This is a genomic window from Bartonella sp. CE47NXGY, from assembly GCF_042195415.1.
Lineage (GTDB): Bacteria > Pseudomonadota > Alphaproteobacteria > Rhizobiales > Rhizobiaceae > Bartonella.
On the sequence record NZ_JBHIOI010000046.1, the window covers coordinates 1 to 7,630 of the forward strand.

At 39.4% G+C, this 7,630-nt stretch carries 8 protein-coding genes and 1 pseudogene; all 9 read right to left on the reverse strand.

The annotated features are described in order from the left end of the window. Positions 1–163: 163 nt before the first annotated feature. On the reverse strand, positions 164–265 hold the full coding sequence (locus tag ACFIL3_RS08475) for a DUF2087 domain-containing protein (protein ID WP_375612583.1): 102 nt from the start codon (positions 263–265) through the stop codon (positions 164–166). Further along, on the reverse strand, positions 244–582 hold the full coding sequence (locus ACFIL3_RS08480) for a hypothetical protein (protein WP_375682076.1): 339 nt from the start codon (positions 580–582) through the stop codon (positions 244–246). The genes ACFIL3_RS08475 and ACFIL3_RS08480 overlap by 22 nt, the downstream gene beginning before the upstream one ends. A 287-nt stretch (positions 583–869) precedes the next feature. Next, complete coding sequence (locus ACFIL3_RS08485; RefSeq protein ID WP_375627878.1) at positions 870–2,024, reverse strand: MFS transporter; 1,155 nt, start codon at positions 2,022–2,024, stop codon at positions 870–872. A gap of 532 nt (positions 2,025–2,556) precedes the next feature. Continuing rightward, positions 2,557–3,795, reverse strand: coding sequence for a DUF2087 domain-containing protein (locus ACFIL3_RS08490; RefSeq protein ID WP_375682077.1), 1,239 nt, complete (start codon positions 3,793–3,795; stop codon positions 2,557–2,559). Positions 3,796–3,805: 10 nt separating this feature from the next. Further along, on the reverse strand, positions 3,806–4,480 hold the full coding sequence (locus ACFIL3_RS08495) for a hypothetical protein (protein WP_375682078.1): 675 nt from the start codon (positions 4,478–4,480) through the stop codon (positions 3,806–3,808). A gap of 198 nt (positions 4,481–4,678) precedes the next feature. Then, positions 4,679–5,872 (reverse strand): MFS transporter, encoded by a 1,194-nt coding sequence (locus tag ACFIL3_RS08500; RefSeq protein ID WP_375682079.1) that lies wholly within the window; start codon positions 5,870–5,872, stop codon positions 4,679–4,681. Beyond that, positions 5,869–7,059: a hypothetical protein gene (locus ACFIL3_RS08505; RefSeq protein WP_375682080.1), complete on the reverse strand. Its 1,191-nt coding sequence runs from the start codon at positions 7,057–7,059 to the stop codon at positions 5,869–5,871. Before ACFIL3_RS08505 ends, ACFIL3_RS08500 begins: the two co-directional genes overlap by 4 nt. Positions 7,060–7,122: 63 nt before the next feature. Next, positions 7,123–7,272 (reverse strand): hypothetical protein, encoded by a 150-nt coding sequence (locus ACFIL3_RS08510; protein ID WP_375612575.1) that lies wholly within the window; start codon positions 7,270–7,272, stop codon positions 7,123–7,125. Between the two features lie 230 nt (positions 7,273–7,502). Further along, positions 7,503–7,630 (reverse strand): annotated as a pseudogene (locus ACFIL3_RS08515) (DUF3792 domain-containing protein); the annotation flags it as partial.

Genomic DNA, 7,630 nt, shown 5'->3' on the forward strand with positions numbered 1-7,630 from the left:
CTGCAACTTTTTGCAACAAAAAACTGTACACAATTCCTTGAACTCCAAACTATCTATACCACTAAATACTAAGGGGGGCGCATAGCTGGCCTAAACTCTCTTTACAGAAAACAAAAAAACAAAACGCTGCATAAGAAAAACTCAAATGCTTGAATTTTTTCTTTCAACGTATGCGCTGATATTTGCTTGCATATCGTCTTAAAAATCCATTTTCCACCAAGATTCGTCTTAATCTCGCAAAATCTAAAGTAAAAAGGCTACATATTTTTGATGTTTCCGTTTCGCGATAGTTTTTCCTATTTTAAATGCTTCTGCAATTTTTGTAAGTATATCTTCTGTTTCTAAATGGCGATCGCTAAAAATTTCCATATTTCGTACATTTTTATCTTCTAGCGCTTGCCATAATTTATCGATTGCTTGAAATCCCTTTGTTGTGTTTTGAATAAGACTAAGGTTTAAAAGGCGATTAATAGATTTGTGAATGTTTTTGGTCTCTGAATTGATAAGTTTGAGGATATCAGAAAGAATTTTAGCACCAAGTATAATAACAGTATAGACAGCGCGTAGTGTCGGTGAGGTCATGGCAGAAATGAGCGAATTATAAGAAAAATGATTTGGCTGTATTGCACATGGATATCAATAGAATATTATTCGTGCAGAATGTATCTACCTTACGCTTGTCTACCCCATAATCCTTTAAGCTATGAGACAATTTGCAACGGCGTTTACAGAGCAATCTTTAGAGACCGTTTTGAGCTTTTTTGCCGCAGAGTGTGTTCAAAATCATAATTGAGTGATTTATGGCGAAGTGTTTTGAGTGCTCTTGTTGTGCCACCGGTTGCAAAAACTATATGTGACATGGAAGCTGCTTATTTTTTCGTTTGCATGAGGCAAAGGCAAGAAGCAAAGGCGGAGGCACCAACAATCATGCAAAAGGTGAAAGCGATATGATTGTTGAAATGGCTGATAATCCATCCACTTGTCCATGAGCCGGCGGCTTGGCCAATATTTGAAATAACAAGAATATAACTGAAAAGAACACTGGCAGAGAGGGATGGGGTTGTTTTCCCTGCTTGATAGTATATTTCTGGAATCATGACAGATTCATAGACACTGTAGGCAATTAATGCAGTCACAGCGGTAAAGACCCCACCCATGAGGAAAAATGAGGAGAAACTTCCCATAAGCCATAATAGATAGAAAGTTGATTTATCGGAAAGGCTGAGATGTTTATTGATTATTCCTTGCCAGATACAAATACTGATGCCAACAATTGAAAAGAAAATTCCACTATAAGGGGCGAGATTGCTGTCAAATTTACTGAGAAGTGTTGTGGTGGTGATGAAAATTCCCATGAGGAATGCACAAAGCAAAGCCGTGACCAGCAAATAAGCAATAGAACGATTATGTATTATTGTTTTTAAAGAAGAAAGAAGAGCTTTTTTTGTTTTTTTATTCTTTTCAAGAGATAATGTTTTATGCGGGTAATGATAAACAATTTGAATGGATAGAACACAAAGATACAAACCAATGAGTGCAAAAAAAGCCATTAAGAAGGTTGATGCGTTGTATTTTATGGCACTCGTTGCAACAAGAGGGGCGATAACGACAGCAGCATTTTGAAAAAAAGAATAGAGAGTTAATGCGCGTTTAAGAGCATTTTCATTGAGATGTTCTGATAAAATTTCTCTCAAAAATGGCTTTGAAATTGCTTTCGAAAAAGCCATTAAGGTAAAAAAGATCAACCATGCAGAAGGTGTGAGCGATAGGATAATGCACACAAAAGCGCTACTCCTTAAAATAAAGGCGGTAGCCATTAAGAGTTTACGGGAAAATCTTTCTAATAAACCTGTTGTGGTTACCATGAGAATGCTTTCAAGGATTACCGATCCAGCGAGATAAAAAGCAACATTGGCAGCAGTTATGAGAGAAGAGTTTCCAAGCAAAGGGAGTACAAAGAAAAAGGAAAATTCAGAAAGAAAAACTGTGCTATAGATGAAAAAAGGAATTTTATTTTTGCCCATGGAATTTCCATAGAAGTGTTGTTAAATGATCAAAGACATTTTGTTGTATCTTTTGAGGAAGTTTTGCCAGCCCTATTTCTGCTGTGCACATTTCGTTGAAATAGTATCTTTCTTGATTCACTAGCCAGTCCAATGCAAGAATATTGTTTTTTCTACGATGTTTTTAGAAATATCGAGCATGATTTGGATTGAGCAACAACACTGTGCCCAGATGTTCGCGCAACAATCATAAGATCCATTGAGACCTTGATCCTATATCTTCTCCTGATGGTTTTGACTGTTTTTAACCCTATTTGATAACCACCCAATCCTTTTTGATAACCAATTGGCATCCCGCACTCTTGTTCCTCCCCATTGCATCTCTTGCGAAGAGAGCACGCTAATCTCATCTCCATAGATTGTCAACATATGAATGGGATGAATGATTTTGTAACCTTTTAATGAAATTATATTTTTTTAGTGGAAGGTTATTCATTCTCTTGAAATAGAGAAGAAAAACGATAGCGTTCGCTAATCATTTTTCAATTCTCTTTTAGCGCATGCGTTGATATTTTCCTCCATGGCGTTGTAAAAAAACTCTCTCAACAAGAGTGCGTCGTAATCGGGCAAAGTCTATCGTAAAGAGGTTGCATATCTTGGAAACTTCCGTTTCGCTATAGATTTTTTCCTTCTGAAAGGCTTCACCAATTTTTGATAGCATCTCTTCTGTTTCTAAATGGCGGTCGCTTAAATTTTCCCTATTCCGCTCATGTTTATTTTCTAGCATTTTCCACACTGTCTCTTCGGCTTGAAATCCTTCTGTTGTGTTGTGAATAAGTCCGAGATTCAAAAGGCGATTGATGGATTTGTGAATGTTTTTGGCATCTGAATCGACATGTTTGAGGATATCAGTAAGATTTTTTGCACCAAGGATAATGGCGGCATAAACAGCGCGCAGTGTCGGTGACGTCATGGCAGAGATCAGTGAATTGCGGGTATTGCGTTTGTGAAGGGTTTCTTTCCCCATGGGCAAAAGATCATTGCGAATGGGCAGTTCATTGATTTCTATGAGTTCTGCTTGTAGCGATTGTGCGCGTACAATTTGTTCGGCAGAGGTGCGTTTGCGAATAATCCCCAGACCACCTTGGCGATATTTGTGGTTTTCGGGGAGTGTTAAAGCCTCATAGGAATCATCAAGCCGGTAGAGAATTTCTTCCCACAAAGGAGTTCTGACGCGTCGAACCCGTTGTTCGCCATTGAGAGCAATTGTTGTTGTTATGGTTGGTTCATGTAGACAAAGATAACCACCCGCGGTGATGTGTTCCCAAACTGTGGTAACAAATCGCACATCATCTGCGGGAGTACCAGCATCAAGCCAAGCAAAATCTATTGGTCCCCAAGATTTGAGGGTGCTTTCATCGAGAGAGAAGAAATTCTCATGGATAAATGTTACCATGTCTTTTTCAATACCGTCTTGAAGCAGTTTTTGCCATGCTTCTTCTGCTGATTGACCTTCGACTGTAAAATCATCAATGGTGATAAGCCGAGGTTCGTAATTCTCAAGGATTCCTGAAGGGTCAAGCAAAGCTGTGCGCTCTTCCCAGGTGGAGGATTCTAAAAGTTTTTTATCTTGTTGCCATGTTTGTTTTGCTTTTTGCAGTGCTTTAGCAATCAAGCGCGTACTATCACCAGCACCGATTTCAATGACTGTGCGCGGTCTTGCCATTTGAATAAGCGCATAAATGAGCTGTGCACTATTTTCTGTTCCCATGCCAGGTCTTATCAGCTGCATCTTTTTATCCTTATAATTTTACCAATCGTAGCATTCCTGCTTTTATAAAAAACTTTATTGAATCCTCTAGCGGATATTGAATACGTATTGGTGTGGTGGCTTGCTTCAAGAGATGTTTTGTTTTTTCATGAAGCCGGATTGTACGCCCATTGAGTTGATTAATGGCAAGACTGCCAAGAGAAGAATCTATGATAATACATGTTGGCTCTCGTAAAAGAGCGGTTGCATCATTTTCTGAAAATGCTTTTTGATCTGTTTCGATGAGACCGTGTTGTAAAAGTGATATCAAAAGACTTCCAGAGGCAAGAAGAGTACCATTGAATTGTATTTCCCTCAGTGATTGGACAAGGCAGCCTTCACGAAGTGCTTCAAATGTGGGAAAATCGAATCCGCCAAATGCCGCTCCTTTTGTAGAAACAATGGTGATGGGTTGTATTTGCCGTTTGCCAATGAGTGCTGGTTTGTTTTTTATTATTTGTACATCTTTTGCCCATTGAACGCGTGATAAAGGATTGAGTTCACGTGGGTAGACAGCGAAAGAATTGATGGCTATGGGCGGCGTTGGTTTTTGCAATTCAAGTGTGTGGGAGCTCTCATGACAATCATGTCGCATATAGTCTGCCAGTTGCCACACATAGCCGCCTGTTCCATTGTAAAAGTTTAAGCCTATAGGATCTTGTTGCATGATGTTAAACCGGTTTCTATTTTGCTATAAACTAAATTTTGGGAATGGTTGTTAGCTCTTCCACACTCAAGAGTGGTTCATCAAAGTCTTATTGGTTGGTGTGGGGTTGTATGGGAGATACAACGATTTTATCGAGGGGTGATTGTCATGTCCTTTTGGGGTGTATGGTTTGCTTGAGAGCAAAGATAGCAAAGTTCGTTAACCATTATCATATTCCTTTTTTTGCATAGTGCGGTTTATGATAAAACCTAAGATGCCTGTGATCATGGTGGCGATGCCAATGATAAACAGTGTGCTTTGGGTGTGATGCACTTTTACAAAACCGGCTCCTAGAAAGCCAAGGCACACCGCTGTTTGTATGATAAAGATATAGGCAGGCATTTGGTTGTTTCGGTGTTCTTTCTGAATGGCTTTCATCATAAAACTTGCCATCAGAGCATTTTGCACGCCGTTAGCACCCCCAAGGATGAAAAATGACAGCATCATTAACCATACAATATGTGTTAAGGAAAAGCAGAAAATTGCAAAGCCGATGATTACAGCGGCAAGTGATGCTCCAGCGGCATTACCAAAGCGATGAAAAAGGCTGGAGAAACAGAGTGGACCAACCACGAGGCCAAGACTTAACATGCTTGTGATTACCCCATAGGTTTCTGCACTGAAGTACAGCTCAGTGCGGATGCGGACAATCGATAAGACGTTGAGAGCAGAGGTGAGGATGATGGTAATGATGAGGGGAGAAAGAGCATAGACAACATTTTTTTTACGCAAGAGACCCGTTAAATCTAGCCCTTTTTTGCTTTTTTGCGTTGTGTTTGTCGTTTGTGTATGAATTTTAAAACTTTTAAAACAGAAGAGAGTGATAAAGGTAGCAAAAAGAACCATGACTGACAACACAAACAATCCTTTTTGCCCGTTTGATATTCCATACAATACACCTCCTAACAATGGTCCGGCAATATAGCCAAGATTACGGACTGTTTGGATAATGCGGTTGATACGGTCTAATTGCTGATCATTGGTTGCAAATTCTGGGACGGAAACGAGGATAGCAGACCAAAAGAGTGAACCAGCACAACCTAGTGCGAAAGAAAGGGCAATATAAACCCAAAATTGGTTGGCGATTGCAGCTGTGGCTATAAAGAGTGCTTCAAACAATAAAACAATGGGTACTGTTCGCGCTGGTTGGAAGCGATGTAAGAGACGTGGTGCAATGGGGCCTGCACAAATTGCCCCGACAAGCCCTGCAAACAGCAGCATTGAAATAGATGCTGTGCTTTCTGCTAAGTGGAGAGCAAATGTAACTTGTGCTGTTTCATCGGCAAAGCTGCTAAAGCCCAAAACAAGGAAAAGCCCCATTTGGGTAAAAATCATGGATTTTTTCTTTGTCACAATGCTCCCCAACATGCTAAAGCTTTTACAGCTTTTAAAATTTCCTTCTGTGCTGTGTCATGTGGTTTATCATTTAATTTTGCTAGATCTAATTTTTTTCCTGATGAAAGTTGAGAAAGGAAATGTTCTAGCTGAGAGCTATACTCAAAACTGGCGCAATGCCCATTTGCTGCGATGAGCAGTTCTTTTGTTTCAGTTAAGGGCACCCATTGCAGGGTTGCAGGTGGGCGGAGAGTGATTTCATTTTCAATTTCGGAGACGTCAACAAGGGGGCGCTTGACACATAAACGTGAACTTGTATCACAAATTAATTGAGAAACCAGCATATGGCGTTTTAAGGTACCATTTGCGATGGCGGAGTTTAGTGCAGAGTGTTGAAAAGCATTATCAGGGTTTAAATTTGCTCTTCCTGATGCGCGGATATCATGTCGCGTTCGATCATCAAGATGGAGTAAATGCGTGACATAATTTTTATGATGTTGTGCATCGTGTGCTGTTTCCCAAAAAGCAATATTGATATTTGCCGCGATATTTTTTCCAGTTTCAGCAACGTGGAAAGCATCATGGGGAAAGTAGGCAACACGGTCTGTACGGTTTTGCAGCGCAATTGCTGTTAATTTATGCGCTTCATATTCAGGATATTTTAGCCCTTGGAGGTCTTCTCGTGTACTGGGCCATGCAAACATTGTTTTGCCATCCTGTAGAGTAAAACCAAAATTATGAGCGTGATCCACATGTATCCCAACATGGGTAGAAGAATATCGGCCGATGAAGCAGTCAATATCTACACGTCCACCAGGTCTAAAACCTAAAGAATGTGCTAATTGATCTGCAAATTGTTTTGCCACATCCCATAGAACAGGGGTTGCAGCGTATAATCCATAATACATGACCGCCCATTCTTGTCCTTCGGCATATTGGTCAACGCGGGCAGTATATTCTTCTATAGTTCTATCCGTATCTAAAACAAGAAAGTTTGAAAGAGGACGTGGACTCCGCACTCCATTAACCACTGTTACTACTTCGGATTTAGGATTAAGAGCTAAGAGTTTATGAGGATGTAGAGCGTATTGTCTTAAAGCATTCAAAACATCCCTTTCATCGAAAGGGATGTGTGAAATTGATAATTCAGCTGCTTGCTTAGCCCAAATTTTTTGAGAAAAGCTCTCTGAAAATAACTGAAACATGCACTTAAATATACTTAATTTTAAAGTTAGATATGTAAATAGATCTGTATCAACAATACATTATTAAACTTCTAACGAACCATTCACATCAAGCTCATTTTGACAAATTTGAGTATCGTTACGCTGTGCATACTTATCAAGCATTATAGTTGGCACAACTTCATCAGCAGCCAATTCAATAACATTTTTTACTTTATTAAGTGAAATATTCATATATTTCCCCCCTTATAGTTGATAGAAAAACAATGATGACCAAAATAAAAAAACTACCACTTATTTCCTCTTAATATGGATTTTATTTTTGTCAAATGTTATGTTGATTGCAAAGAGCATTTTAAATAAGAGGGCTGAATTTTAGAGTGATTAAGAAGAATTTACAAAAAAAGCTGCACTATGCGTGCAGCTTTTTATGTATTTGCTTTAAAGGTAGACAGGTAGACGTTTTAAAGCATGAAAGTGTCCTTACGGCTTCTATAACCATAATAGCCAAAAATACTGGAAATAATGGCGCCTACCAGACTTCCTAAAAAGCCCCACCACCCCATATTGGAGGCTGTTTTTGTGGCTTTAG